Source organism: Pantoea sp. EKM21T, from assembly GCF_011800405.1.
Lineage (GTDB): Bacteria > Pseudomonadota > Gammaproteobacteria > Enterobacterales > Enterobacteriaceae > Pantoea > Pantoea agglomerans.
Genome location: NZ_JAALFV010000001.1, coordinates 184,993 through 210,026 on the forward strand (window position 1 = coordinate 184,993; position 25,034 = coordinate 210,026).

General features: G+C 55.4%; 29 protein-coding genes and 4 tRNA genes. 16 read left to right on the forward strand and 17 right to left on the reverse strand.

The features are described 5' to 3' along the window. Window positions 1-432, reverse strand: coding sequence for a MarR family winged helix-turn-helix transcriptional regulator (locus tag HFD87_RS00925; protein ID WP_010669811.1), 432 nt, complete (start codon window positions 430-432; stop codon window positions 1-3). Window positions 433-577: 145 nt separating this feature from the next. Between HFD87_RS00925 and HFD87_RS00930 the strand changes: the two genes are divergently transcribed. The 4 genes from HFD87_RS00930 (at window position 578) to HFD87_RS00945 (ending at window position 4,171) form a co-directional block, all read left to right on the forward strand. Beyond that, on the forward strand, window positions 578-1,426 hold the full coding sequence (locus HFD87_RS00930; protein ID WP_167422829.1) for an AraC family transcriptional regulator: 849 nt from the start codon (window positions 578-580) through the stop codon (window positions 1,424-1,426). A 41-nt stretch (window positions 1,427-1,467) separates the two neighbouring features. Continuing rightward, entirely contained in the window at window positions 1,468-1,875 is a 408-nt protein-coding gene (locus HFD87_RS00935; protein WP_010246471.1) for a DUF2000 domain-containing protein, read from the forward strand. 390 nt (window positions 1,876-2,265) lie between these two features. Continuing rightward, on the forward strand, window positions 2,266-2,526 hold the full coding sequence (locus HFD87_RS00940) for a biofilm/acid-resistance regulator YmgB/AriR (protein ID WP_010246474.1): 261 nt from the start codon (window positions 2,266-2,268) through the stop codon (window positions 2,524-2,526). A gap of 139 nt (window positions 2,527-2,665) precedes the next feature. Continuing rightward, entirely contained in the window at window positions 2,666-4,171 is a 1,506-nt protein-coding gene (locus HFD87_RS00945) for a SulP family inorganic anion transporter (RefSeq protein WP_022625901.1), read from the forward strand. A 34-nt stretch (window positions 4,172-4,205) separates the two neighbouring features. Here HFD87_RS00945 and HFD87_RS00950 read toward each other — a convergent pair whose 3' ends face one another. Next, window positions 4,206-4,406, reverse strand: coding sequence for a DUF6404 family protein (locus HFD87_RS00950; protein WP_167422830.1), 201 nt, complete (start codon window positions 4,404-4,406; stop codon window positions 4,206-4,208). A 193-nt stretch (window positions 4,407-4,599) separates the two neighbouring features. Between HFD87_RS00950 and HFD87_RS00955 the strand changes: the two genes are divergently transcribed. After that, entirely contained in the window at window positions 4,600-4,767 is a 168-nt protein-coding gene (locus HFD87_RS00955; RefSeq protein WP_010246480.1) for a hypothetical protein, read from the forward strand. Window positions 4,768-4,798: 31 nt separating this feature from the next. On the opposite strand, the gene HFD87_RS00960 is transcribed toward HFD87_RS00955, so the two are convergent. Then, window positions 4,799-5,650 carry a substrate-binding domain-containing protein gene (locus HFD87_RS00960; protein WP_022625902.1) on the reverse strand — a complete coding sequence of 284 codons (852 nt, stop codon included), beginning with the start codon at window positions 5,648-5,650 and terminating at the stop codon, window positions 4,799-4,801. Between the two features lie 179 nt (window positions 5,651-5,829). Further along, a tRNA-OTHER gene (locus HFD87_RS00965) sits at window positions 5,830-5,902 on the reverse strand. 235 nt (window positions 5,903-6,137) lie between these two features. Here HFD87_RS00965 and HFD87_RS00970 point away from each other — a divergent pair. Continuing rightward, window positions 6,138-6,374: a hypothetical protein gene (locus HFD87_RS00970; protein ID WP_010246484.1), complete on the forward strand. Its 237-nt coding sequence runs from the start codon at window positions 6,138-6,140 to the stop codon at window positions 6,372-6,374. A 140-nt stretch (window positions 6,375-6,514) separates the two neighbouring features. Here HFD87_RS00970 and HFD87_RS00975 read toward each other — a convergent pair. The 6 genes from HFD87_RS00975 to uvrY form a co-directional block, all read right to left on the reverse strand. Further along, window positions 6,515-6,601 (reverse strand) — tRNA-Leu (locus tag HFD87_RS00975). 10 nt (window positions 6,602-6,611) lie between these two features. Further along, window positions 6,612-6,685 (reverse strand) — tRNA-Cys (locus HFD87_RS00980). Window positions 6,686-6,725: 40 nt separating this feature from the next. Then, window positions 6,726-6,801 (reverse strand) — tRNA-Gly (locus HFD87_RS00985). A gap of 150 nt (window positions 6,802-6,951) precedes the next feature. Then, entirely contained in the window at window positions 6,952-7,500 is a 549-nt protein-coding gene (gene pgsA, locus HFD87_RS00990; RefSeq protein ID WP_010246604.1) for a CDP-diacylglycerol--glycerol-3-phosphate 3-phosphatidyltransferase, read from the reverse strand. Window positions 7,501-7,569: 69 nt separating this feature from the next. Continuing rightward, window positions 7,570-9,402, reverse strand: coding sequence for an excinuclease ABC subunit UvrC (uvrC, locus tag HFD87_RS00995; protein WP_010669803.1), 1,833 nt, complete (start codon window positions 9,400-9,402; stop codon window positions 7,570-7,572). Beyond that, window positions 9,395-10,054, reverse strand: coding sequence for a UvrY/SirA/GacA family response regulator transcription factor (gene uvrY / locus HFD87_RS01000; RefSeq protein ID WP_010246608.1), 660 nt, complete (start codon window positions 10,052-10,054; stop codon window positions 9,395-9,397). The genes uvrC and uvrY overlap by 8 nt, the downstream gene beginning before the upstream one ends. Before the next feature lie 432 nt (window positions 10,055-10,486). Between uvrY and HFD87_RS01005 the strand changes: the two genes are divergently transcribed. Beyond that, on the forward strand, window positions 10,487-10,711 hold the full coding sequence (locus tag HFD87_RS01005; protein WP_003849983.1) for a DUF2594 family protein: 225 nt from the start codon (window positions 10,487-10,489) through the stop codon (window positions 10,709-10,711). A gap of 35 nt (window positions 10,712-10,746) precedes the next feature. Here HFD87_RS01005 and HFD87_RS01010 read toward each other — a convergent pair whose 3' ends face one another. The 3 genes from HFD87_RS01010 to HFD87_RS01020 form a co-directional block, all read right to left on the reverse strand. Further along, window positions 10,747-11,358, reverse strand: a complete 612-nt coding sequence (locus HFD87_RS01010; protein ID WP_167422938.1) for an acyl-homoserine-lactone synthase — start codon at window positions 11,356-11,358, stop codon at window positions 10,747-10,749. Window positions 11,359-11,479: 121 nt separating this feature from the next. After that, complete coding sequence (gene sdiA, locus HFD87_RS01015) at window positions 11,480-12,202, reverse strand: transcriptional regulator SdiA (RefSeq protein WP_158149419.1); 723 nt, start codon at window positions 12,200-12,202, stop codon at window positions 11,480-11,482. A gap of 1,171 nt (window positions 12,203-13,373) precedes the next feature. Then, window positions 13,374-14,069 carry an extensin family protein gene (locus HFD87_RS01020; RefSeq protein WP_010669801.1) on the reverse strand — a complete coding sequence of 232 codons (696 nt, stop codon included), beginning with the start codon at window positions 14,067-14,069 and terminating at the stop codon, window positions 13,374-13,376. Window positions 14,070-14,355: 286 nt separating this feature from the next. Here HFD87_RS01020 and cycA point away from each other — a divergent pair, with 286 nt between their 5' ends. Beyond that, the gene (cycA, locus tag HFD87_RS01025; RefSeq protein ID WP_022625909.1) at window positions 14,356-15,750 is read left to right on the forward strand and encodes a D-serine/D-alanine/glycine transporter; all 1,395 of its coding nucleotides are present in this window, start codon (window positions 14,356-14,358) and stop codon (window positions 15,748-15,750) included. Window positions 15,751-15,796: 46 nt separating this feature from the next. On the opposite strand, the gene HFD87_RS01030 is transcribed toward cycA, so the two are convergent. Beyond that, window positions 15,797-16,771, reverse strand: a complete 975-nt coding sequence (locus HFD87_RS01030) for a metal-dependent hydrolase (protein WP_010246619.1) — start codon at window positions 16,769-16,771, stop codon at window positions 15,797-15,799. Between the two features lie 38 nt (window positions 16,772-16,809). Then, window positions 16,810-17,445, reverse strand: a complete 636-nt coding sequence (rutR, locus tag HFD87_RS01035; protein ID WP_003849991.1) for an HTH-type transcriptional regulator RutR — start codon at window positions 17,443-17,445, stop codon at window positions 16,810-16,812. 306 nt (window positions 17,446-17,751) lie between these two features. Here rutR and rutA point away from each other — a divergent pair, with 306 nt between their 5' ends. Genes rutA through rutG form a run of 6 tightly spaced genes read left to right on the forward strand, consistent with a single transcriptional unit; the run spans window position 17,752 to window position 22,691 of the window. Further along, window positions 17,752-18,843, forward strand: coding sequence for a pyrimidine utilization protein A (gene rutA / locus HFD87_RS01040; RefSeq protein WP_010669800.1), 1,092 nt, complete (start codon window positions 17,752-17,754; stop codon window positions 18,841-18,843). After that, complete coding sequence (gene rutB / locus HFD87_RS01045; protein WP_033767366.1) at window positions 18,843-19,556, forward strand: pyrimidine utilization protein B; 714 nt, start codon at window positions 18,843-18,845, stop codon at window positions 19,554-19,556. Before rutA ends, rutB begins: the two co-directional genes overlap by 1 nt. A gap of 20 nt (window positions 19,557-19,576) precedes the next feature. Then, a complete protein-coding gene (gene rutC / locus HFD87_RS01050) occupies window positions 19,577-19,972 on the forward strand; it encodes a pyrimidine utilization protein C (RefSeq protein WP_031593547.1) in 396 nt (131 codons plus the stop codon). Then, window positions 19,972-20,781, forward strand: coding sequence for a pyrimidine utilization protein D (gene rutD / locus HFD87_RS01055; protein ID WP_010669798.1), 810 nt, complete (start codon window positions 19,972-19,974; stop codon window positions 20,779-20,781). Before rutC ends, rutD begins: the two co-directional genes overlap by 1 nt. 19 nt (window positions 20,782-20,800) lie before the next feature. Next, the gene (gene rutF, locus HFD87_RS01060; RefSeq protein WP_029518970.1) at window positions 20,801-21,316 is read left to right on the forward strand and encodes an NADH-dependent FMN reductase RutF; all 516 of its coding nucleotides are present in this window, start codon (window positions 20,801-20,803) and stop codon (window positions 21,314-21,316) included. Window positions 21,317-21,362: 46 nt separating this feature from the next. Further along, window positions 21,363-22,691 carry a pyrimidine utilization transport protein G gene (gene rutG, locus HFD87_RS01065; RefSeq protein WP_010669797.1) on the forward strand — a complete coding sequence of 443 codons (1,329 nt, stop codon included), beginning with the start codon at window positions 21,363-21,365 and terminating at the stop codon, window positions 22,689-22,691. 4 nt (window positions 22,692-22,695) lie between these two features. Here the strand turns inward: rutG and HFD87_RS01070 are convergent, their stop codons facing one another. Together HFD87_RS01070 and HFD87_RS01075 are read right to left on the reverse strand one after the other, a co-directional pair. Next, window positions 22,696-23,610, reverse strand: a complete 915-nt coding sequence (locus HFD87_RS01070; protein ID WP_010669796.1) for a DMT family transporter — start codon at window positions 23,608-23,610, stop codon at window positions 22,696-22,698. 96 nt (window positions 23,611-23,706) lie between these two features. Continuing rightward, window positions 23,707-23,880 carry a general stress protein gene (locus HFD87_RS01075; RefSeq protein ID WP_010246636.1) on the reverse strand — a complete coding sequence of 58 codons (174 nt, stop codon included), beginning with the start codon at window positions 23,878-23,880 and terminating at the stop codon, window positions 23,707-23,709. Between the two features lie 300 nt (window positions 23,881-24,180). On the opposite strand from HFD87_RS01075, the gene wrbA reads away from it, so the two are divergent. Together wrbA and HFD87_RS01085 are read left to right on the forward strand one after the other, a co-directional pair. Further along, the gene (gene wrbA / locus HFD87_RS01080; protein ID WP_022625914.1) at window positions 24,181-24,780 is read left to right on the forward strand and encodes an NAD(P)H:quinone oxidoreductase; all 600 of its coding nucleotides are present in this window, start codon (window positions 24,181-24,183) and stop codon (window positions 24,778-24,780) included. Between the two features lie 20 nt (window positions 24,781-24,800). Further along, complete coding sequence (locus HFD87_RS01085) at window positions 24,801-25,031, forward strand: YccJ family protein (RefSeq protein ID WP_010669794.1); 231 nt, start codon at window positions 24,801-24,803, stop codon at window positions 25,029-25,031. The last annotated feature ends 3 nt before the right edge of the window (window positions 25,032-25,034 follow it).

Genomic DNA, 25,034 nt, shown 5'->3' on the forward strand with positions numbered 1-25,034 from the left:
CTACATACTTCCCATGCGGCTCAGGAGTTGTTGCAATACGCGCTCGGTCACGGCCAGATCCTGAGGGTCAATATCGGCCAGCATTTCAGTACGGAGTGCGTCAGCCTCGGTTTTCACTTTGGCGAACGCTTCGTTACCCTTATCAGTCAGCACCAGGTGACGCTTACGTCGATCTTCTGGCGGCTGTACCCGCATCAGCAGTGACTGTTTCACCAGCCGATCCACCAGCGGTACCATGCTGGCATCTTCCAGCCCCAGCAGCTGTGCCAGCTCGGTCTGGGTCATGCGTTGCGGCTCACTGGCAATCAGCCCGATGGCCATCCAGCTGCTCATGCTTAAGCCGCTATCTTTAAGGTGACGATCCACCGCCAGGCGCCAGGCATGTGCGGTCAGATGCAATAAGTGGGTAAAGGTACGCGTGTGCTGAGACAAATGTTAGCAGCCTAATAGTAAGAGTTCTAATTGAGTGGTGACGTTATTATACGCAAAGCGAAACGCCAATGAAAAGCGTCCGGTCTGTTAAAAATTAGTGGATCGCGGCAGAATGTCCAGAGGCCGCAACCGGGAGCCGGATAACATGAAACAGGCATCAGCAAACTGGGTCGATCTGCGCCATGACGCCGTCAGCGGTATTGAGGCGCTACGCGCCCATTTTACCGGACACGCCTATGATCCTCACTGGCACGACAGTTATCTGATTGGCGTGACCGAGCAAGGTGTACAGCAGTTTCATTCGCGGCGCAAACAGCATCAGAGCCGACCAGGCACGGTCTTTATGCTGGAGCCGGAGGAGCTGCATGATGGTGATGCCATCAACGACAGCGGTTTTACCTACCGGATGCTCTATCTTTCACCGCAGCAGATTGCGCAGCACCTGGCTCCGATGCTGGCTGATAAACCCTCACTGCGTGAGCTACGTTTTGCCGTCACGCTGCGCGACGAGCGTCCACTGGCTTATGCCGTCTGGCATGCGTTCGATGCGCTGTGGCACAACCATCCCGCCATCATCAAAGAGGCGGCGCTGGACCGGATGTTTGGGCAGCTCATCCCGCACCGGCAGTGGTCACTGCCCGCTCAGCCCCCGGATAAAGATGCCCGGCTGGCACTGCAGTCGCGTGACTGGCTGATTGCCCATCATGCGGATAATCCCGGTCTGGAGCAGATGGCGCAGCATCTGCAGGTGGATCGCTTCCGGTTATCGCGTCTGTTCCAGGCTCACTGGGGTTTACCGCCCCACGCCTGGCTGGTGCAGTGGCGGCTGAGCCAGGCGCGTCGTCAGCTGGCGCAGGGCCAGCCCGTCGCCGATGTGGCAGCTGCGCTGGGTTTCGCCGATCAGAGTCACCTGGGCCGCTGGTTCAAACGCGCCTGCCAGCTTACCCCTTCCCGTTATCAGCACGCCTGCACAAATCTTCCAGACCTGGGTTAAGCCACTTGCCACAATGCGTTTTTTTAGTCAGGAGAAGCGCAATGCAAGACCCACGCTGTGTAATGATACTCAATGCCGCTCTGCCGCCTGGCAAAGCCACCAATGCTGCCGCCGTGATGGCATTAACCCTGGGACAGCGACATCCGGCGCTGGTTGGCGACACCCTGGAGGATGCTGAGAGGCGCCCTTCTCCCGGTTTGATCACCACCGGCATTCCGGTGCTGGCCGCGACTGACGAGCAGCTCAGTGCATTGCGGGAACAGTGCGAACAGGCTGAATACGATCTGGTGCTGTTTCCGGAAGAGGGCCAGACCACTACCGATTATCAGGCGCTGAGCGCCGTCCTGCGACAGCAACCGCGTCAGCAGTGGCGCCTGCTGGGCGTCGCCATCGTCGGCGATAAAAAAGCCCTGCGAAAGCTGACGGCAAAACTGGCGCTATTCAGCTAATCTTTTTGCGGGAAGCTGGTCATGGCTTCCTGTTTTTCCCCTCCCGCCCCTCGGCCCCGCCGTTTGTACAGGTTACTTGTACAGCTTTCGTTTCGGAATAGTCCTTATAAGCTGCTGATAAGTGTCAAATAGCACACTTTGTTAAAGAATCCGATTGTACAGATTGGGCTTCATTGTATAAGTTTACTGCCACAAGTTGTCATGCGACTCTGTAACGAATGATGCACTTGCGTCGCCTCTGAAGGTGTCAGTGGATTTCCACCTTCAGAGGTTATTTTTTCTGTTCAATTTGTGACACTGGTACCATCGCATCTGTCCATGCGGTGGTTTTTTTGATCGCTTTTGTCCTGACATCCGAACCGGAATCGGGCTGTTCTGAAGGGCTTACACATGCAATATATTCTTCCCCGGACCAATCAGGAAATTGCTGATTATTTTAATCCTGCCGCCAATAAACCCGCCAGCGAGATGGAGATGCTGGGTATCCTGGTTGCAGAAATTTTGCAGTCAGGCATGCCAGTGAACAATAAAGCGATTATCTCAAAGCTTATTCATCGGCTGGAGCTGGAAAGCGACAGGGAATTACTGGATATCTACCGACAGCTGCTTGAACTGGTGGTCCATAAAACCCCGGACGATTTTTCACTGTAGCATCGACTCCACGGAAGGAGTCATCCGCCTTTTTCTGGTATCTTCGCCAGTCGCCCGGTACTATCTGCCCCTCACTGTTTATCCTGATCTTCCCGCCCCTCGCGCGGGAGCAAAATAACTAAAGAGCCTGCAATCTTTTATGACTCAAACCAATGATATTGCCGCAACCGACGTTGTGGCGGGCGATATCAGTGTAGGGCGCGTTCTGCGTTCGCCTGCGCTGCTGACCCGCGAATGCCTGGCCGGGGTGATTACCGCGCTGGCGCTGATCCCTGAAGTGATCTCCTTTTCCGTTATTGCCGGTGTAGACCCTAAAGTCAGCCTCGTCGCCTCGGTGGTGCTCTGCCTGACCCTGTCGATACTGGGCGGACGTCCGGCGATGGTAACAGCGGCTGCGGGTTCAGTGGCGCTGGTTATCGGGCCGATGGTCCATCTGCATGGCGTTGAATATATTCTGCCCGCGGTGGTGATGGGCGGCGTCATTCAGATTCTGTTTGGTGTGGCCGGCCTGGCGCGCATGATGCGGTATATCCCCCGCTCGGTGATGCTGGGATTTGTGAATGCGCTCGGGGTGCTGATTTTCTTTGCTCAGGTGCCGCACGTCTGGGGACAGTCATCACTGGTGTGGATCTTCTTTGCCGTCACACTGGCTATCGTGCTGTTGTTGCCGCGTCTGATAAAAAGTGTTCCTTCACCGCTGGTTGCCATTGTGGTAGTGACTGCCGTCGCGCTGTTAATGGGCTATCGCATGCCGAACGTGGGCGATGAAGGGCCGATGAGTCCCGGTCTGCCCGGTTTTAACAGCCTGCTGGTGCCACTTAACCTGCAGACCCTGCAGATTATCTGGCCCACGGCCCTGAGCATCGCCTTTGTCGGGCTGATGGAGTCGCTGCTGACCGCCAAACTGGTCGATGACCTGACCGATACCCCCTCCAGTAAGCGTCGCGAATCCTGGGGCCTGGGCGTGGCGAATATTCTGGCGGGCTTTTATGGCGGTATCGCCGGGTGCGCGATGATAGGTCAGACCATCGTCAATGTTGAGCTGGGCCGGGCGCGCAGCCGGGTTTCCACCGTGGCCGCCGGTCTGGTGCTGCTGTTACTGGTGACCGGACTGAGCCGGATTATGGCGCAAATCCCGATGGTGGTACTGGCCGGGATCATGATGGTGGTGGCCGTGAAAACCGTTAACTGGCATAGCCTGCAACCCGCTACCCTGAAACGTATGCCGTGGTCAGAGACGCTGATTATGGTGCTGACGGTAGCGGTGACTGTCTGGACAGGTAATCTGGCACTGGGCGTTCTGGCTGGGGTAATCCTGGCTATGCTGCTGTTTGCCCGCCGTATTGCGCACGTTATTCATGCGGAGCGTCAGCTGAGCGAAGATGGCGAGTCGGTGCGCTATGTGGTGCGCGGCCCGCTGTTTTTCGCCAGCAGCAACGATCTGTTTGAGCATTTCGATTATGCCCATGACCCTAAAAAGGTCACTATCGATTTAACGCACGCGCAAATCTGGGATGCGTCCAGCGTCGCGGCGCTGGATGGCATTGAGTATCGCTATCAGCGTTATGGTGCAGAGGTGACCATTGAGGGGCTGGATCCACGCAGCACGGACTTCCATCAGCGTCTGACCGGTAATTTCGGCTAAAAACGCCGTTCTGCTGCCTCTCCGGCAGCAGAACTCACTCAGCCTGTTGCCGCCGCGCGCGGTAGCGGCCAACCATGGTAATCAGCGCCTGGTAGATTAAACCGGCGTAGAGACTTGTCAGAATCGCCAGACCAGGCTCTTTGCCCTGCTGATGCCATGACATAAACCACATGAATACGCCCCACAGTATAGAGAACACCAGCCACCCGCGGACGAACTTCATCATGCCATTCATAACGACTCCTCTTAAATGAAGCGCTACCTTAGCGCGCTCCGGCCTGAAACGCATTGCCAGCATGCACGAGTTGCGAGGCGTCTCAAATAATCGTCGACAATTTGCCATGCGTATTGATGATTTAGTCCTGTCCGGGCGGTTTTGTTGCAATTCTCTATACTCAACGTTCCGCTTACCTGATCGGGGAATTACGATGAAACGTACTGCTTATCTGTTATCCACACTGGCTATCCTCGCCACGCTTACGGCCTGTGCACCGCCGCCACCGGGCAGAGATGCCCCGCCACCGCCACCACCTGGCGGGCAGCAGCCGGTGGGCGCACCCGGCGGCAGCGGCCCGGCAGGACAACCGCAGGCCTGACATTATTCTGCCAGCCTGCGTTGCGGGCTGGTTAATGCCGGAAGGCGCAGCCGCAGGCTGACATCTCACCCGGCAGCACTTTGCCTGCGTGAGAGTGACGCCGCTGTAATTGCTCCTGCTCTTCAGCACTGCTGTTGCCTGCCTGCTGTCCCAGCCAGCGATCCAGCGCGCGGCCAGCGATCTGCCGGATGTCAGGTGACCAGCTGGTAAGATGCCAGGTTGAGCTGCGGGCTTCTTCACTATCGCCAAAACCTGCCACTGCCAGATGGATACCCTGACCAAAATCCCGAATCGCCTGCATTGCTCCAAAGGCCATCAGATCGCTTTCACAGAAGAGTGCCTGGATACGCTCAGCAGCACGTGTCTTTTTCAGGTAAGACATCATCGCCTGATAAGCGCAGTCACGATCATCACTGCCCACAGTCAGTTCGGCGTTCAACGCCGTGCCCGCCGCCAGCAGGGCGGCGCGATAGCCCTGTTTTTGCGCCAGTTCGCCTGGCTGAGCCTGCATAAAGCCAAACCGCTGATGCCCCTGTTTAAGCAATAATTCCGCTGTCACCTCACCCGCCCGCAGTGCATCCGCCTGCAGTTCAGGCTCAGCGTCAATCTGAAGCACTGGCAAATTGCAGGCATCAGTAACGCGGTTACCGGGGAGTAACAGCAAACCACGCAGCCCGAGTGGTGTAGCCTGCCGGATGAGTGCGGTCAGTGTGACGTCGGTTTCGGCACTCAGTAGCACCGAGATAACACCGCGCGCGTTAAGCTGGCGCATCACTTCGTCCAGCATTTTTTGTTGATACGGATTGAGCAACTGGCTGGCGACAACACCGATAACCGGAGGGACCGCCGGTTCAGTTAAGTCAGGTGTGGAAGGTGTAATCATTGGCATTAATTCTCTGCGACGGCAAACAATAGCCACCACAATACGGTAAACCACAACGTTTCAACAGGTTACAGAGTTCGACACAGGCCGCAAAAATGAGTGAAATCGGATGTAATTGGGATGGATCGGCAGAAACCCAAAAGGGATAAGGCTGGCGTTAACGTAGATGCAGGAGAGGGACCGGGCAGCAGGAGTTGAACCCGCATCGTCAACCCGTTAAGAGTTGCAGTAATACCTTTATACCATGCCCGAATGGCGTGCCTGGAAAAGCCGCGCTGTGTGAACAAGAAGCGTAGTACGACTCTCTGACCAGACAAGCGCAAGCGGCAGGTATTTTTGCAACCGTCGTATGAAATCAAAAAAGAGGCGCCGCCGCCTGTAGGCATTGATTATTCAGCTAACCTTAAGTTTCAGGCAGCCTGTTCCGACCGGGACTTATGGCCAACATTTTGCAGAGGTCAAGACTATGCCGTCAGGACAATTTTACGTGGTTGATCAACCCGAACTGAATTTTACCGCCAATTATCATATTGATACGGTTAATGATAAACCCTACCCCTCGCGCATGGTACTGGAGATCCGGAAGCAGTCACAGCCGACTGAGGCCTTTGATGATATCAGCATCGGCCATGAAGTGACCTTTGTCTCTTCCAGTGGTGAGGCGCAACGGATGGTGCTGGTAAGTGACACTGATGATGAGCTGGTGTTCAGCTCCCGGGGCTGATGCCGGCTTATACCGCTAAACAGAGGTTGCAGTCGCCGTATCCACCAGATAGCAGGCACAAAAAAACCGCCCTTGGGCGGTTACGACATTACTGCATATTGCTTTTATTTTATTTTATTAGATTTTCTTCGGCAGAAATATGGTGCCCGGGGCGGGACTTGAACCCGCACAGCCTTACAGCCGAGGGATTTTAAATCCCTTGTGTCTACCGATTTCACCACCCGGGCAGGGTGTAACTGGAGGCGCGTCCCGGAGTCGAACCGAGGTACACGGATTTGCAATCCGCTGCATAGCCACTCTGCCAACGCGCCTTAAACTGATGTGCCGTCAGGTTAACCTGACCTGCGAATCTGGAGCGGGAAACGAGACTCGAACTCGCGACCCCGACCTTGGCAAGGTCGTGCTCTACCAACTGAGCTATTCCCGCAATTCAGCAATTTCGTCGAACCTGCTGATTTTATTTATCTTCTGGCAGCCTGGCTGCCGTTCGATGCGATGCATTCTACTTAGATGACGCAATGAGTCAATAAAATTATCCTCACAGCGCGTCCGTTTGCTGCTTTTTAAATCGTATCGATCACGGTTCGAGCAGATCACCGCGCGCGGCGCTTAAATACTGGAACATAGACCAGAAAGTCAGCACGGCAGCAATGTATAACGCCACCACACCAATCGCCACGACGGTCGCATCAGGACGCCACAGCAAGGCAAACAGTGAGAACATCTGGGCAGTGGTTTTCACTTTACCAATCCAGGAAACCGACACGCTGCTGCGTTTACCAATCTCCGCCATCCATTCACGCAGTGCAGAGATAATGATCTCGCGTGCAATCATGGTGGCGGCGGGCAGCGTAATCCACCAGGCGTGGAAATATTCCGCCACCAGCACCAGCGCAATGGCCACCATCACTTTATCCGCTACCGGATCGAGAAACGCACCAAAGCGTGTTGTCTGCTTCCAGCGGCGCGCCAGAAAGCCATCAAACCAGTCGGTGATGGCAGCAAAAACAAAAATCAGTGCAGTCGCCAGCGGCGCCCAGGTGAACGGCAGATAGAAAGCCAGCACAAAGAACGGGATGAGCACGACTCGAAACAGGGTGAGACACGTCGGAATGTTTAATTGCATATGCCGGTAACTGTCTGGATATAGGTAGAATTTAGCCTATGTTCCTACATTGCCCCCCCCGTTTCAATGCTAGTGTTTCAACGAGTAGTATATTTTTTCTGCCAGAGCATGTGAGATACCGGGTACATTGGCGATCTCCTCCACCGACGCGTTCATCAGCGGTTGCAGGCCACCCATGTACTTAAGCAGTTGCTGACGCCGTTTCGGCCCCACCCCTTCGATGCTTTCCAGTGCGCTGGTGTTCTTTACTTTGGCCCGTTTTTTACGGTGGCCTGAAATGGCATGATTGTGAGCGTCATCACGAATATGCTGGATCACATGCAGCGCTGGTGCATCGGGTGGCAGCGAAACGCCCTCACCTTCCGCTTCAAAGAACAGCGTTTCCAGTCCGGCTTTACGATCGCTGCCTTTCGCTACGCCGAGTAAAATCGGCCGGCTTTTGTCCCAGGGCACATCCAGTTCCGCGAAGACCTGCTTCGCCTGAGACAGCTGGCCTTTACCGCCATCGATCAGAATCACATCCGGAATCTTATCTTCTTCAATGGCTTTACCATAACGGCGGCGTAACACCTGATTCATGGCGGCATAGTCATCACCCGGCGTAATGCCGCTGATGTTGTAGCGACGATAATCGGCACGCAGCGGACCATTCTGGTCGAACACTACGCAGGAGGCGATGGTCTGCTCACCCATGGTATGACTGATATCGAAACACTCCATGCGTTTAATTTTGTCCAGCTCAAGAAACTCCGCCAGCGCCATCAGCCGCTGATGAATTGTGGAGTGCTGTGACAGCCGCGTGGTTAACGCCGTCGCGGCGTTGGTGCGCGCCAGTTTGAGATAACGGGCGCGATCCCCGCGCGGCTTGCTCTGAATACTCACCCGACGTCCGGCCAGTTCACTGAGCGACTCAGCCAGCAGTTCACGCTCTGGCAAGGTGAAGTCCAGCAAAATATCGCCAGGCAGCGTACGTGCCTCGCTGCCCTGCAGGTAGAACTGCCCGACAAAGGTCTGAACGACCTCAGCCAGATCGGTATCGACGGGCACTTTCGGGAAGTAGCTGCGGCTGCCTAGCACTTTGCCCTGACGGATAAACAGCACGTGGAGACAGGCCATGCCCGCTTCATAAGCCACACCCATCACATCAAGGTCATCACCCTGATTCGAGACAAACTGCTTTTCGGTGATCCGTCGCACAGCCTGAATCTGATCGCGCAGGCGTGCCGCCTCTTCAAAGCGCAGGCCGATGCTCGCCTCTTCCATCCGTTTGACCAGCTGGTTGAGAACCTGATCGTCTTTCCCCGCCAGGAACAGGCGCACGTAATCGGTCTGCTGTGCATACTCCTCCTCACTGACCAGTCCCGCGACACAGGGACCCAGACAGCGACCAATCTGATATTGCAGACAGGGCCGGGAGCGATTGCGGTAGACGCTGTTTTCGCACTGGCGGATAGGGAAAACTTTTTGCAGCAGCCCCAGCGTTTCACGCACCGCATAGCCGTTGGGGAACGGGCCAAAGTATTCGCCTTTGGCATGCTTTGCACCACGGTGCATCGCCAGTCGCGGATGGGTATCGCTGCTAAGAAAGATGTAGGGGTAAGATTTATCGTCGCGCAGCAGCACGTTGTAGCGCGGCTGGTAGAGCTTGATGTAGTTATGCTCAAGCAGCAGCGCTTCGGTTTCGGTGTGGGTTACGGTGACATCGATGTGCTGGATATTACTAACCAGCGCTTCGGTTTTGCGGCTGCCGACCTGAGTGCGGAAGTAGCTGGTCAAACGCTTCTTCAGGTCTTTGGCTTTGCCCACATAGATGACGGTGCCTGAGGCGTCATACATGCGGTAAACACCGGGCTTGCTGGTTACCGTACTCAGAAAGGCTTTGGAATCAAAAACGTCATTCACTACTGATTAACGGCTCCGCATTATAGAGGCCATGTCGAATGGCCAGATGCGTTAACTCTACATCGCCACTGATATTCAGCTTGCTGAACATCCGGTAGCGGTAACTGTTAACGGTTTTAGGACTGAGATTTAACTGCTCGGAAATTTCCGTCACCTTTTGTCCACGGGTGATCATCAGCATAATCTGCAATTCCCTTTCCGACAAACAGCTGAAGGGGGATTCCGCTTTTTGTGGCTCAATCTGGCTCAGCGCCATCTGCTGAGCGATATCTGAAGCGATGTAGCGCTGTCCGGCATTGACCGAGCGAATCGCATTGATCACCTCCTGCGGCGCAGCCCCTTTACTGAGGTAGCCTGCAGCCCCCGCCTGCATCACTTTCGCAGGCAGCGGATTTTCCGTGTGAATGGTCAGCATGATGATTTTGATATCGGGATTGTAACGCACGATTTTGCGCGTCGCCTCCAGTCCACCGATGCCCGGCATGTTCATATCCATGAGGATCACATCAACCTGATTGGCACGGCACCACTTAGCGGCATCCTCGCCACAGTTGACCTCTCCGACCACGGCCAGACCTTTGACATCCTCCAGGATGCGACGGATTCCGGCACGGACAAGTTCATGGTCATCAACAAGAAGCACACTGATCAACGGGGAAACTCCAGAGGCTAAAAAAAGAGGAATCAATTAACGAATACAGGCGATAATCATACCCGCTTTTACCTCAAAAGCACATCAACAAAGCAAAACAGTCGACGCTTCGCATAACGATTTCCAGCCCCGTGCAGCCAGCAATAACAGAGATTTCTTACAACCGACAGGCGTACTGAATAATCCTTAAACTCTTACTATTTCATGGTATTAACACCAGACTTTGCTGTGCCTTATCGCTGCAGGCCCTTGTGATATCTGGCCCGGCAACACCTGTAATTACTTTCAGCGATTGATTAGTTGTACTGGACAAACCAGCTGTTTATAGCGAAGCGAACCGGCTGCTCCAGCAACTTACTGACCCTGTGATATACTCACGCACTGCTGTTCGGACAGATTGCCGACACATTGTCATTCACCAAGGAGAAACGCATGAGCGATGAAGATTTTGCAACTTCGCAGGAAGCCCGGAAATTAGCGGATGAAATCGCGGGTCTGAAGATGATGATCACCCTGATCCTGAAAGGTATGGGCCAGGCTGATGCCGGCAAAGTGATTATCAACATGGAACGCTATGTACAGACGCTGGGCGACAAGCCTCAGGCGGAAGTATTCAGCAATACCATTAAGCAGATCAAAACAGCCTACCGTCAGTAAGCTTGCTTGCCCCCACAGCCGCGGGGGCAAATTAATTAGCTGTGCGCCTGCCAGTTAACCGAAACGCCCAGCGTAGGCAGCACCTCTTCCGGACTAAAGCGCCGCGTTCCCCGATACTTTTCAGCCAGCGCTGGCTGAACCACCGGAATACGGATCGCAAACAGATTATCTTCTGACAGAATAAGTCCCGGCGTCAGCGGCTCATACACCACCTGATGCTCTTCAAACATCTTCTCCAGCATCGGCGTTGCCGAACTGATGATGTATTCCATACTGTTCAATTCTGCCAGCTGCACGGCGTGCCAGAGAATATTCAGTGGCAGTTCAGCGTCCACATCCAGCCGTGCCGAGAAGCGCGACATTTCCCACACTTTCTCATGGCTGAAAGGCAGTACGATGCCTTCACTCAGTTCAGGTTCGAACCAGGGCATCAGACGCGCACAGCCGCTGATGCCCTCCCGCGCATTCCATGCGATCAGCCAGGTGACATCTGAACGATCGTAGCGATCATATTCCTGTCCTGGCGTGCTCAGACGTGGCGGAATTGACCACCCTTCGCCGCGCGCAAAGACGCTGTATCGGTAGCTGCCGAGTTCGGCAAGCAAAGAGGATGGCATATCCTTTAATTGCGTTTGCACTATTTTCATCATGCGCCTCTGACATCCCCATGTTTGCAATGATTTCTTTGCGCCAGCTGGCAAAGTCCCGGCGCAGAATAGACAACAGACCTGTGCAAAGGAACAGCTAAATGTAGCCGTTGCTTAATGTTCAGATCAGTCCGATTGCCGCTGCATAGCAGGCAATCTGCGTTTTATTGGAAACATTGAAACGCTTTTGCATATTTTTTTGGTGAAAGTTAACGGTATGTTCAGAGATGGATAAAATAAGTGAAATTTCGACCGCCGTTTTTCCTTCGGCTGTCCATTTCAAAATTTCCAGCTCGCGCTGACTAAACTCTTTTTTTAGTACCATCATTGCATCATCGCTAAAGCGTTCCAGCGTATCCAGACTTAGTTCCGCTAAAAGGTGTAGTTTCACCTCCAGCTCAGCATGGCAGAGCTGGACAGAAATGGGCTGTTGCGACGATATAGATAATATACCAATGACGCGATTTGGTGCCATTGCAGAGCAAGAAAATCCGCTCTGCAGCCCATATTCTCTCGCCTCACGCCACAAATTGCCGGCGTCAGCGAACAGTTCCTCCGTCCACGCCATGCCTCTGCCCGGTCGCTGACACAACCTGAGCACCGGATCGACAGCGTAATAATTCTGCTTCTCATAGCGTTTAACCCATAATCTGGGATAGGTGCTATGTAAATGAATACGCGGTCGGGTAAAAGGCACCGGGTGCTGAATCAAAAAGGCAAAATAATCGAAGCCTAATGATTCAATAAATTGTTGCAATAACGGCTTCAATTCAGAAGAAACCGTTAATGCCTGAAATTGTTCTTTCGCCTCAGCTCGCCAGGCGAAATAATTTTCAGTACTCATATTGCCTCAGCGTTAATTTCACTCGCCCTTCCGGTAATATTCATTCAGATTCATCGGATAAAATAAATTTGCAGAAGAAAACTAATTTATCGTGCAGGACGAACCTGTCCCGATCTACAACGCATTTAACCTTTCACCGTTGGAGCGGAGTGAAAAAGTGTTCCTGCCTTTACAAGGTGAGGCCGATCACAGCAATTTCAATCACCCCAGAAGAATAAGATTTTTCTGATGGGATTTCAATCCCTGACCTCCAGTGCAATTTTTTCTCAGACTTGAAAAGTCTGCTGAAAATATTGAATCGCGATGCTGATTGTTGGGTAAATAACGAGTAAACAAGGCGTTAATTACTCCATTATAAGCGAAGCGGCAGTGGCAAATTTCTGACATATTTTTTATCAGGAAATAAGACCGGCTCTCTCATTGCAGCCATCAGGACAGGCTTCGTCAGACGTCCCCGCAGCCCCTGTGGCGTCTGCTGAGGCAGCTAACCGGCTTGCTGCCCGCGCCACGCGCTTGCAGGTTACAGACCTGTCCCGGTTTTCAGTGGCAGCCCTGTAAGCGTAACGATGTGCTGTTTAATAAACCTTTTCTGGTCTCCTCTACCCGACCATGCTCTGTGCCCGTCGATTCACATCCTGCTGTGGTTTATCGACTTATCTGACTGCAAATACCTGATCCAGGACAGCGCGTCCGTAAAAGTCGCCTTTACTTACTCTGCTGTCTGACCGCAATACGTGGCGGAGATCACTATTTACGGCGTAATGCTCAGCACTGACTCTATTTTAATCAGTTAAATCACTTTCCCGATAGTCACGCAAGTAAATCATCTGAAAATAAATTTGCAGGTAAAATCCGTTCTTTTCTTAATCACGCACTTTTTTATTTATGCGATAACTTTCCCTTATTTCTGCCAGCGCAATCATGAAATAATTTCATCATGCCGCCAACAGGCGCTGAGCAAATGACGCTGAGAATCTGCACAAGGGTTTTATCCCGCAGGCATCGTTTTATTCTTACAAATGGCCCTGAAATCGGTTTTTTTAGGAGCATCCTGACCTGTTGTCAGACTATTTCAGTAAGGGATCAGGTTCAGCAATGATAACTGGATGGGTTTTACTGGCACCATAAGAACATTTCTTAATCAAACACGGTATTAATCCTGTCTGATGATTTATCGGCAGTAGCCTGCACCTCGCATACCCAGATGAAAATGTGAGGCGTGAGCGGCGTTATAGTCCGGCCCCAGCGCATTGCCGAATACCTCACAGCCGCCACGCCACAGCGTATGAAGCATTGCCGCTTTTTCTTCCGGCTGTTGCCAGTGACGACTGACCTCAAGCCGCTGGCCATCAGCCAGCTGAAAGCCTGTCACATCCCAGGCATCGGCGGTGGCATGTTCACTGAGCCGCCCCTGAGCACGATGATAAATATTACGGCAGGCGTAACTGCCGACATGGGTAATTCGTACCAGTGGACTGTGCATCTCTCTGGCGGTCTGTTCACGACTGCGCAGAGCATACATGGTGCTGGCGACGGCCATAGGACAGCTGGCCAGAAAGCTGCTGCTGAGGCTGACCGGGCCAAATTTCTGAACCCGCAGCGGATGACTGAGCGGACAGTGACCCGTGACGTCCGGACGCTCGCTGAAGCTGACCCAGCCCGCCTGTTGAGCGCGGCGCATCACCGCCAGACATGCGTCGGGATCGCTGGCCAGCCTTTTCATCTTAATCTGCGTCATCCAGCCCGGCGGATCGGTAACAGAGAGTGGCGTAAAGGGATTAAACTGCGGCGGCAGATGCTGCTTAAGCCAGGGTAAGCTGACCCATCCCAGCGCAAGCAATAGCAAAAACAGGATAAGCGTGCGCATAGTCCCTCTCGCAGCATGATGATTAGCAAACAAAAAGTGTAGAAGCCCATCGCCCTTCACGCCGCCTGACTGACATAACGTGATGAATAATTACCCAGGCTGACGAAGGTTTGAACAAAATCGCGCTTTATTGCCGCTTCCGGGATGGCAGGCATCACAATTGGTAAAAAAGCGTTACCCGATTCCGGCTCTCTTCCTCTATCTTATGCCGACTTGCCCTCAGGCAGACGCCTTGACTAACAGCCAGCAGAGCTGAACACAACATCACGACAGGAAAGACAATTCTATGGTTGATCAATCTAAAGAAACCGCAAGCACCCACGAGACGCCCGATAAACTCCAGCGTAATCTGCACAATCGTCACATCCAGCTGATCGCCATTGGTGGCGCTATCGGTACCGGCCTGTTTATGGGCTCAGGTAAAACCATCAGCCTGGCTGGCCCCTCGATCATTTTTGTCTATATGATCATCGGTTTTATGCTGTTCTTTGTGATGCGCGCCATGGGGGAGCTGCTGCTCTCCAACCTTGAGTACAAATCCTTTAGCGATTTTGCCGCGGATCTGCTTGGCCCGTGGGCCGGCTACTTTACCGGCTGGACCTACTGGTTCTGTTGGGTGGTAACCGGCATTGCCGACGTGGTGGCAATCAGCGCCTATTTCCAGCTCTGGTTTCCGGGCTTCTCGATCTGGATGAGCGCCCTTCTCTGCGTGGTGGTTTTTCTGGCGCTCAATATTGCCACCGTCAAGCTGTTTGGCGAGATGGAGTTCTGGTTTGCGATCATTAAAATCGTCGCCATTGTGGCGCTGATCGTAACCGGGATTGTGCTGGTATCGATTCACTACCCCTCACCGGGCGGCGGCACAGCGTCACTCAGCAACATCTGGGATCACGGCGGCATGTTCCCGAAAGGCCTCAGCGGCTTCTTTGCCGGCTTCCAGATTGCGGTGTTTGCCTTTGTCGGCATTGAACTGGTGGGCACGGCAGCGGCTGAAACCCACAATCCGCATAAAGTTTTACCGCGCGCAATTAATGCGATTCCGTTGCGGGTCATTATGTTTTACGTGCTGGCGCTGATGGTGATTATGGCGGTAACGCCCTGGACCCAGGTGATGGCCGATCGCAGTCCGTTTGTTGAGATGTTCGTTCTGATTGGTCTGCCTGCGGCTGCGAGTATCGTTAACTTTGTGGTGCTGACTTCTGCCGCCTCCTCAGCCAACAGCGGCATCTTCTCCACCAGCCGTATGCTCTATGGCCTGTCGCAGCAGGGTGTGGCCAGCCGCGCCTTTGGCCGACTCTCTGCCCGTGCGGTGCCGACTACCGGCCTGTTTTTCTCCTGCCTGTGCCTGCTGATTGGTGTGGCGTTGATCTACCTGATCCCGGATGTAATGAAGGTCTTCACGCTGGTGACCACCGTCTCGGCCATTCTGTTTATGTTCGTCTGGACCATCATTCTGTGCAGCTATCTGGCCTACCGTAAAAAGCATCCGCAGCGCCATGCGGAGTCGGCATTTAAGATGCCGCTGGGCAAATTCATGTGCTGGGTCTGCATGGCATTCTTCGCATTTGTGCTGGTGCTGCTGACGCTGCAGGAAGATACGCGCCAGGCGCTGATGGTTACGCCACTCTGGTTTGCCCTGCTGGGTGTCGGCTGGATGCTGCGTAATCGTCGTAGCCGCTAATCGGTAATATCATGAACAAAGCCCGGTCAGATGACCGGGCTTTTTTTTACAGGCGATCGCCCAGCGCAGAGAAAATGGCGGATAAAGAGGGGCGTTCATAAGGTAAGCGCTGCGGCCGGGGATCGGGCTGCTGAGGCGTGCCCAGACCAAAGGTGAAGGTATACTTATCGCCTTCGCCCATGCGCAGGTCGGCAATCGTCGTCTGCCCGTCCTGCTCACGCAGCGCGTAGAAGCCGTGGCTGAACCAGGCGACACGTTCTGCATACCAGCTGCCCCGAAAAGCGTCGAACAGTTCAGGATGACGCGGATACCACGCCACCTGCAGTGGCCGTGAGGGCGACAACAGCGACCAGTAAACTTCGCCATAGCGATCCGGCGTCATAATCACGCTGCGCCATACCAGCGTATTAAAGGCCGTGGGCGTCACCAGCACTTTATTGTCCGGAATACCCTGCTCCGCCAGCGACGCTCTGATCTGCCAGCCTGCGACGCCCTGAATCACCACGCTCCAGACCAGATAAAGGGTACTCAGCATCAGCCCGAGCCGGTTTCCGCGCAGCCCTTTATCACTGCGCCGCCAGAGCGCGACGCCCAGGCCTGCCAGCAGCGGCAGCGTATAGAGTGGATCGACGATGTAGATACTGCCGATGGCATAAGGATAATCGGTGATCGGCAGGCCAAGCTGGGTGCCATACACCGTCATCAAATCGAGCAGCGGATGGGTAATCAGCGCCAGCCAGATGGCAGGCCACCATGCTGCCCACTTCACCCGCTGACGAAACAGACCTGCCACCAGCCATGCAATCAGTGGCGAGAGCAGCGTGAGCCAGAGCAGCGCATGCGTTTCCGTGCGATGCAGGGTCATGTTGCGTATCGCATCGCCATGATCAAGAAAGACATCGAGATCGGGTAAGGTGCCGCAGACGCCGCCCACCAGCGCGGCCTGCCAGACCGGTACCCGACGTCCCATCACTGCGACACTGACTGAGGCACCCAGCACCAGTTGCGAAACAGAATCCATTGATTAACTCCGTACCTGAACCGTGGATGTATCCTGAATTAGCGTACGCGAATCCCTTCGATGATCATGCGCTGCACATTATCAACAGCCTGATCGAAAAACGCCGGATCGCTCAGCGTCTGGCCGGTAACGGCCTCAACCTGAGTGGCAAAATCGGCGTAATGCTGCGTGGTGGCCCACAGCATAAAGATCAGATGCTGCGGCTGTACGCCCGCCAGACGTCCTTCATCAATCCAGCGTTCAATAATTGCCGCTTTGTCATCTACCAGCTGCTTAAGATCGCCTGCCAGCTCCCCTTTCAGAAGCGGAGCACCCTGCAACATCTCCAGACAGAAGAGCCGGGAAGCCTGAGGATGATCGCGCGACACTTCCAGCTTCAGCCGGATGTAGCGACGAATCGCGACCAGTGGATCCTGATCGTGCGCCAGCGCGCGCAACGGTGCCAGCCAGACATCCAGAATCTGCTTAAGCACTGCCACATAGAGCACTTCTTTAGAGGGAAAATAGTAGAGCAGATTGGTTTTAGAGACATCGGCCAGCTCGGCCACCTTATCGAGGCTGGTGCCGTGAATGCCAAACTGTGAGAAGAAGGTTAATGCCGCTTCCAGTATGGCGGCCCGCTTCGCTGCGACCGCACGCGAACGTCGCGTTGGCTTTTTTTCATCGGTATTCACACGTTTACCTCATCCTTCTGGTGTCAGCGCATCATAGCAAAGGGATTCATCGCTGCCCAATCCGCGCCCTGCACCTTTTTTGCTCAGCCTGCATGGAAAACGTGCAGCGAATTTTGACCAGACGGTCTGAAATGGACCAGTTACTCCACTTACCTCTTTCGGGTTAATTTTAACTCACTGTTATATAAAACAATAAAAAAAGTGGCACACCGTTTGCAAAATTGTGACTGAGCGCGGCCCACACGGACGATGCAGGATGCAGTGCAGCGCGTGAAACACCTTTCCCCCATCGCAACGAGGTTTCACATGAAGATAGGCGTCTTTATTCCGATTGGTAACAATGGCTGGCTGATTTCGTCCAATGCGCCGCAGTACATGCCGACCTTTGAACTGAACAAAGCGATCGTGCTGAAAGCAGAGCATTACCATTTCGATTTTGCGCTCTCGATGATCAAACTGCGCGGCTTCGGCGGAAAAACCGAGTTCTGGGATCATAATCTCGAGTCGTTCACCCTGATGGCAGGCCTGGCCGCCGTGACATCACGCATTGAGATCTACGCCACCGCCGCCACCCTGACGCTGCCTCCGGCGATTGTGGCGCGCATGGCGTCCACCATCGATTCCATTTCAGGCGGTCGCTTTGGCGTCAACCTGGTGACCGGCTGGCAGAAGCCGGAATATGAACAGATGGGAATGTGGCCTGGCGATGAGTACTTCAGCAGCCGCTACGCTTATCTGACCGAATACGTTACCGTGCTGCGCGACCTGTGGGGCACCGGAAAATCGGACTTTAAAGGTGAGTTCTTCACCATGAACGACTGCCGGGTGAGTCCGCAGCCGCAGCGCCCGATGAAGGTGATCTGCGCCGGACAGAGCGATGCCGGTATGGCCTTCTCTGCTCAGCACGCCGATTACAACTTCTGCTTTGGTAAAGGTGTTAACACGCCTGCCGCGTTCAGCTCTACCTCGATTCGCATGAAGCAGGCCGCTGAAAAAGCGGGCCGCGATGTCGGCTCCTATGTGCTGTTTATGATCATCGCTGCTGAAACGGACGAAGAAGCGCGGGCGAAGTGGGAACACTACAAAGCCGGTGCGGATGAAGAGGCGCTCTCCTGGCTCACCACTCAGAGTCAGCAGGACACCAAATCGGGCAGCGACACCAATGTGCGCCAGATGGCGGATCCGACCTCGGCAGTCAATATCAATATGGGCACCCTGGTGGGGTCGTATGCCAGCGTGGCGCGGATGCTGGATGAGGTTGCGCAGGTCGAAGGCACCCACGGCGTGCTGCTGACGTTTGATGACTTCCTGCAGGGTATCGAGAACTTCGGGCAGCACATTCAGCCGCTGATGGCCTGTCGCAGCGCCCTGCTCGACGCACAGCAGGAGGTGGCATGATGGCTACCGTTTATTGTGCTCACACGCCGGATGTTCCCCAGGTTGAACTGCCGGCGCGGCCAGAGCCGATCGCCTTTCCGCCTGGCCAGACCGCGCTGATTGTCGTGGATATGCAGAACGCCTACGCCACTGAAGGCGGCTATCTCGATCTGGCGGGCTTCGATGTTTCCGCCACCAAGCCGGTGATTGCGAAAATCTATCAGGCGGTGACGGCGGCCCGTGCGGCAGGCGTTCAGATCATCTGGTTCCAGAACGGCTGGGACAGTGACTATGTAGAAGCGGGCGACGCCGGTTCCCCCAATTTCCACAAATCGAATGCCCTGAAAACCATGCGTAAACGGCCTGAACTGCAGGGGTCGCTGCTGTCGAAAGGCGGCTGGGATTACGCGCTGGTCGATGAACTGGTGCCACAGCCCGGTGACATCGTGCTGCCGAAATCGCGTTACAGCGGCTTCTATAACACCCCGCTCGACAGCATGCTGCGCAGCCGCGGGATCCGTCATCTGATGTTTACCGGCATCGCCACCAACGTCTGCGTTGAATCGACGCTGCGCGACGGCTTCTTTCTGGAGTACTTCGGCGTGGTGCTGGAAGACGCCACTTATCAGGCCGGCCCGCCCTTTGCTCAGCAGGCTGCCCTGTTCAATATCGAAACCTTTTTTGGCTGGGTATCGGATGTCGATACCTTCTGCGAAAGCCTGAATGCCCGCTAATCCACGAAGAGGACGACGCTATGCCGAAAAGTATTATTGTTCCGCCAGGCACCACCACCCCCATCGCCCCGTTCGTTCCCGGCACGCTGGCGGATGGTGTGGTCTATGTCTCGGGTACGCTGCCGTTTGATGCTGACAACAACGTGGTGCATGTGGGTGATGCCGCAGCGCAGACCCGCCACGTGCTGGAAACCATTAAAAAGGTGATTGAGACCGCCGGTGGCAGCATGACCGATGTGACGTTTAATTCGATTTTTATCACCGACTGGTCGAACTACGCCGCGGTGAATCAGGTTTACGCCGAATACTTTCCCGGCGAAAAACCGGCGCGCTTCTGTATTCAGTGTGGGCTGGTCAAGCCTGACGCGCTGATTGAGATCGCCAGCGTGGCGCACATCGGCAAAGCGGAGGTCTGATGCAGCTGGATATTCTGGGTCTGCAAAATCCCGATGCACCGACACTGGTGCTCTCATCCGGTCTGGGCGGCGTGGCGGGTTTCTGGCAGCCGCAGCTGGCCGCGCTAACGGCACGCTATCGGGTGGTGACCTATGACCAGCGCGGCACCGGTCGCAGCGCTGACAGCCTGCCGGAAGGCTACAGCATGGCGATGATGGCGGCGGAACTGGCCGCCGCGCTGGCGCAGCACGGCATCCTGCGCTTCAGCCTGATCGGTCACGCGCTTGGCGGTCTGATGGGGATGCAGCTGGCGCTGGATTATCCGGATCGGATCGAACGGATCGCGGTGATCAATGGCTGGCTGACGCTGCATCCCCATACCCGTCGTTGCTTTCAGGTACGTCAGGACCTGCTGCTCAACGTCGGCGTCGAGGCATTTGTCCGCGCTCAGCCGCTGTTTCTCTATCCTGCGGAGTGGATGGCACAGCATCAGACACGGCTGGATCAGGAAGATAGCCATCACGTCGCACATTTTCAGGGGATGGAAAATCTGATGCGGCGGCTGCACGCCCTGATGAGCGCCGACTTCAGCGCGCGGGCTGCTGCCATTCCACAACCGGTACTGGTGATCGCCAGCCAGGACGATCTGCTGGTGCCGTGGAGCTGCTCAACTGAGCTGGCCGCGGCCCTGCCCAATGCGACTGAACAGATGATGGCCTGGGGCGGCCACGCCATGAGCGTCACCGCCCCCGAAAACTTTAATGCCCTGCTGCTGCAGTGGCTGGATCAGACTGATGACGTGCAGCCGCTGCAGCGCGTCGTCGGATAACCTTTTCGCGGAGAACACGATGAGCCTGGATACCCTTACCCCTGCCGTTGAGAAAACTGAGTTTCGTAATGCGATGTCGCGGCTCGGTGCTGCGGTCAACATCATCACCACTGAAGGCCCGGCCGGACGCGCAGGCTTTACGGCCTCGGCGGTGTGCAGCGTCACGGATTCGCCGCCGACGCTGCTGGTCTGCCTTAACCGCTCTGCCTCGGTTTACCCGGTGTTCCGCGAAAATATGCAGCTCTGCGTCAATACGCTGGCGGCGGGCCATGAAACGCTCTCCAATCTGTTCGGCGGCAAAACACCAATGGCTGATCGTTTTATTGCCGCTGAGTGGTCAACGGCCGTGACCGGCTCGCCAGTGCTGAGCGGCGCCGTCGCGTCCTTTGACTGCCGCATCACTCAGATTGTCAGCGTCGGTACGCATGACACGCTGTTCTGCGAAGTCGTGGGATTAGTGCGCAATGACGACACCCACGGTCTGGCGTGGTTTGACCGGGGATACCATCCCCTGTTGCGGCAGGATGCCTGTTAACACTTCCCTGAATCCCACCGGCATTCATAACGCTCTGGAGTAGACGATGGCACGATCCTGGTTTCCGCAATGGCAAAAGAAGTCGGCATTAACAGAAAACGGTATTATCGCCCCGGATGAGACCCTGCCTCTGGGGCAGACGCTGGTGCTGGGTTTACAGCATGCGGTAGCGATGTTTGGCGCAACGGTGCTGATGCCCCTGCTGATGGGGCTGGATCCCAATCTGGCCATTCTGGTCTCGGGTATAGGCACGCTGCTGTTCTTCTTTATCACCGGCGGTCGGGTGCCCAGTTATCTCGGGTCGAGCGCTGCCTTTGTCGGCGTGGTCATTGCGGTAACCGGCTTCAGCGGTCAGGGGCTGAATCCCAATCTCAGCGTGGCGCTGGGCGGCGTGATCGCCTGCGGCCTGCTCTACACGCTGATTGGTCTGGTGGTGATGAAGTCCGGCACGCGCTGGATTGAAAATCTGATGCCGCCGGTCGTGACCGGTGCAGTGGTGATGGCTATCGGGCTGAATCTGGCCCCGATTGCGGTTCACAGCGTCTCCGCCTCGTCGTTCGACAGCTGGGTTGCGGTAATGACCGTACTCTGCATTGGTCTGGTAGCGGTATTTACCCACGGGATGATTCAGCGACTGCTGATTCTGGTCGGCCTGATTCTGGCCTGGGCGATCTATGCGCTGCTGACCAACGGTCTGGGGCTGGGTAAGCCGGTCGATTTTACCCTGCTGTCACAGGCTGCCTGGTTTGGTCTGCCGCACACCACTGCACCCACCTTTGATCTGCAGGCGATGGTGCTCATCGCCCCGGTGGCGATCATTCTGGTGGCTGAAAACCTCGGGCATCTGAAAGCGGTGGCGGGTATGACCGGACGCAATCTCGATCCTTACATGGGACGCGCTTTTGTTGGCGATGGCCTGGCCACCATGCTCTCCGGCTCAATCGGCGGCAGTGGCGTCACCACCTATGCCGAAAATATCGGGGTGATGGCGGTGACCAAAGTCTATTCTACGCTGGCATTTGTCGCCGCGGCGGTCATCGCCATCCTCGCCGGTTTCTCGCCGAAGTTTGGTGCGCTGATCCACACTATTCCGGCCCCGGTGATTGGCGGCGCATCCATTGTAGTGTTCGGGCTGATTGCGGTAGCGGGTGCCCGCATCTGGGTACAGAACCATGTTGATTTAGGCCAGAACAGTAACCTGATCATGGTGGCGACCACACTGGTGCTCGGAGCCGGGGATTTCGCGCTGAAAATCGGTTCTTTCACGCTGGGGGGTATCGGTACCGCCACCTTTGGCGCGATTATCCTCAATGCGATTCTGCGCCGACGCAGTGCGGCAAAGCAGGACAAGCCACTGGCGCGACAGCAGGGTTAACGACCTACTCCAGCGGTGTGGCAGCAGGCTGCACCGCTTTTTTTCGTTTCAGCCGCAGCTCACTGACGATCACCCCGCAGACGATCAGCGCGCCGCCCAGCAACGCCAGCGCAGGCAGGCGCTCACCCGCAATACGCCCCACGACGCCGGCCCAGACCGGTTCCCCGGCATAAATCACCGTAGCGCGGGTTGGCGAAACGCTGCGTTGCGCCCAGTTCATGGTGACCTGAATCAGGGCGCTGGCTGCACCCAGCCCCAGCGCGCTGAGCAGCAGCGGCGTTGAGATGGCAGGCACCGTTTCCCCATTGGGGATCATCAGACCAAAGGCGCACAGCGATGCCACCGCCAGCTGGATCAGGGTCACACGGCGCACATCGACCTTACCGGCATAGCGGCTGATTAAGATGATCTCGGCGGCGATCGCCAGGGTACTGATCAGCGTCGCTATTTCACCTGCATTCAGAGTGATGCGACCATCCTGCGGCCCGGCCACCAGCAGCAGGCCGGTAAACGCCAGTACAATCCCCAGCCACGACATCAATCCCGGCGGACGGCGCAGAAACAGCCATTGCAGCAACGGCACGACAGGGACATAGAGCGCGGTGAGAAAGGCGGACTGACTGCTGGAAATGGTCTGCATTCCCCACGTCTGAAGACCATAGCCCCCGGCGATCGACAGGCCAATCAGCGCGCCCGCTTTCACCTCCAGCCAGGTCATGCCTGCCAGATAGCGGCGGAAAAAGAGCGCCAGCAGCAGCGCGGCGGTGGCAAAACGCAGGCCGACAAAGAAGAACGGGCCGGAGTGCTGCATCGCACGATGCACCACCAGAAAGGTGCCGCCCCAGATCATGGTTATGAAAAGTAATACCAGCTCCTGCCGCGTCAGGCGCAGGGTTAAACCGCGGAGTGTGTCCGACATAATTCACCTGATGATGTGTCCGGACAATATTGTGGGGAGAGCGAGGGGGAAAAGCAACGACGTTAACCGCCGGTCTCAACCGGCGGCAGTGTGGGGTTATGCGTCCGGTTTTTTAGGACTGCTGCGTCCCCCTTTCTCCCCGGCACGCGCGGCGCGCTGCGGATCGTTTTTAAAATTACCGCCGCTGTTTTTCCCCCCTTTACGTCCCGCTTCTGCGGCACGTTCACGGTTTTCAGCAAAATTTCCAGAACCCCCACGATGTGTTGTCATGATTTGCTCCTGTCGCGTAGTGCGATAATTAAGAATTAAAAACAGAGGGCTGACGGCCCGAAACGCGAGCTCAGCCCATGTTTAAATAATAGCCAGATTATCCTTTCACTCGTCCGCCAGTCACATTTAGCAACAGAGTAATCACCAGAAATTTGGCTAAACAACGAACACTCTGCCGACTTACAACCGATTAGCTGCTGATTTATTGCCCGACTCCTCCGTTCCGGCTTCGGCATCGCCTGCGTAAAACGAAAGCTCTTCTATACTTTTTCTGGACGTCAAAACCATCTGGAGAGATCAATGGCTAAGATTCTGGTGCTCTACTATTCGATGTACGGACATATCGAAACAATGGCGAACGCGGTTGCAGAAGGCGCTCGTCGGGTTCCCGGCGCGGAAGTGGATATCCTGCGGGTACCAGAAACGATGGAGGCCGATCGCTTTGCACAGGTGGGTGGCAAAACCGATCAGCAGGCGGCAGAAGCCACGCCTGAGGTGCTGCCGCACTATGACGCGATTATCGTCGGTACTCCGACCCGCTTCGGCAACATGGCCGGACAGATGCGGACATTCTGGGATCGCACCGGCGGACTCTGGGCGTCAGGCGCGCTGTTTGGCAAGGTTGCCAGCGTCTTTACCTCAACCGGCACCGGCGGCGGTCAGGAACAGACCATCACGTCTGTCTGGACCACCCTGGCGCATCACGGCATGGTGATTGTGCCAATCGGCTACGGAACCAAAGAGTTGTTCGATATTTCACAGGTTCGCGGTGGAACGCCTTATGGAGCCACCACCCTGGCGGGCGGCGATGGTTCGCGTCAGCCTACCGAAGCGGAACTGAATATCGCCCGTTTTCAGGGCGAACATGTGGCCGGACTGACCGTCAAACTGCAGGACTGATTTAATCAAAGGAGAAAAGTATGTCTACTGAACAATCGAAAGCACATCACGTTGGCGAATGGGCAAGTCTGCGTCATACCTCCCCTGAAATTGCCGAGGCCATTTTCGAAGTGGCTAACTACGATGAAAAACTGGCAGAAGAGATCTGGCGTCAGCAAGGCAGTGATGACGTGCTGATTCGCGCCTTTGAAAAAACCGATAAAGATCTCCTGACCTGGGATGATAAGCCCGTAGAACGTAAGAACGTCTGATTC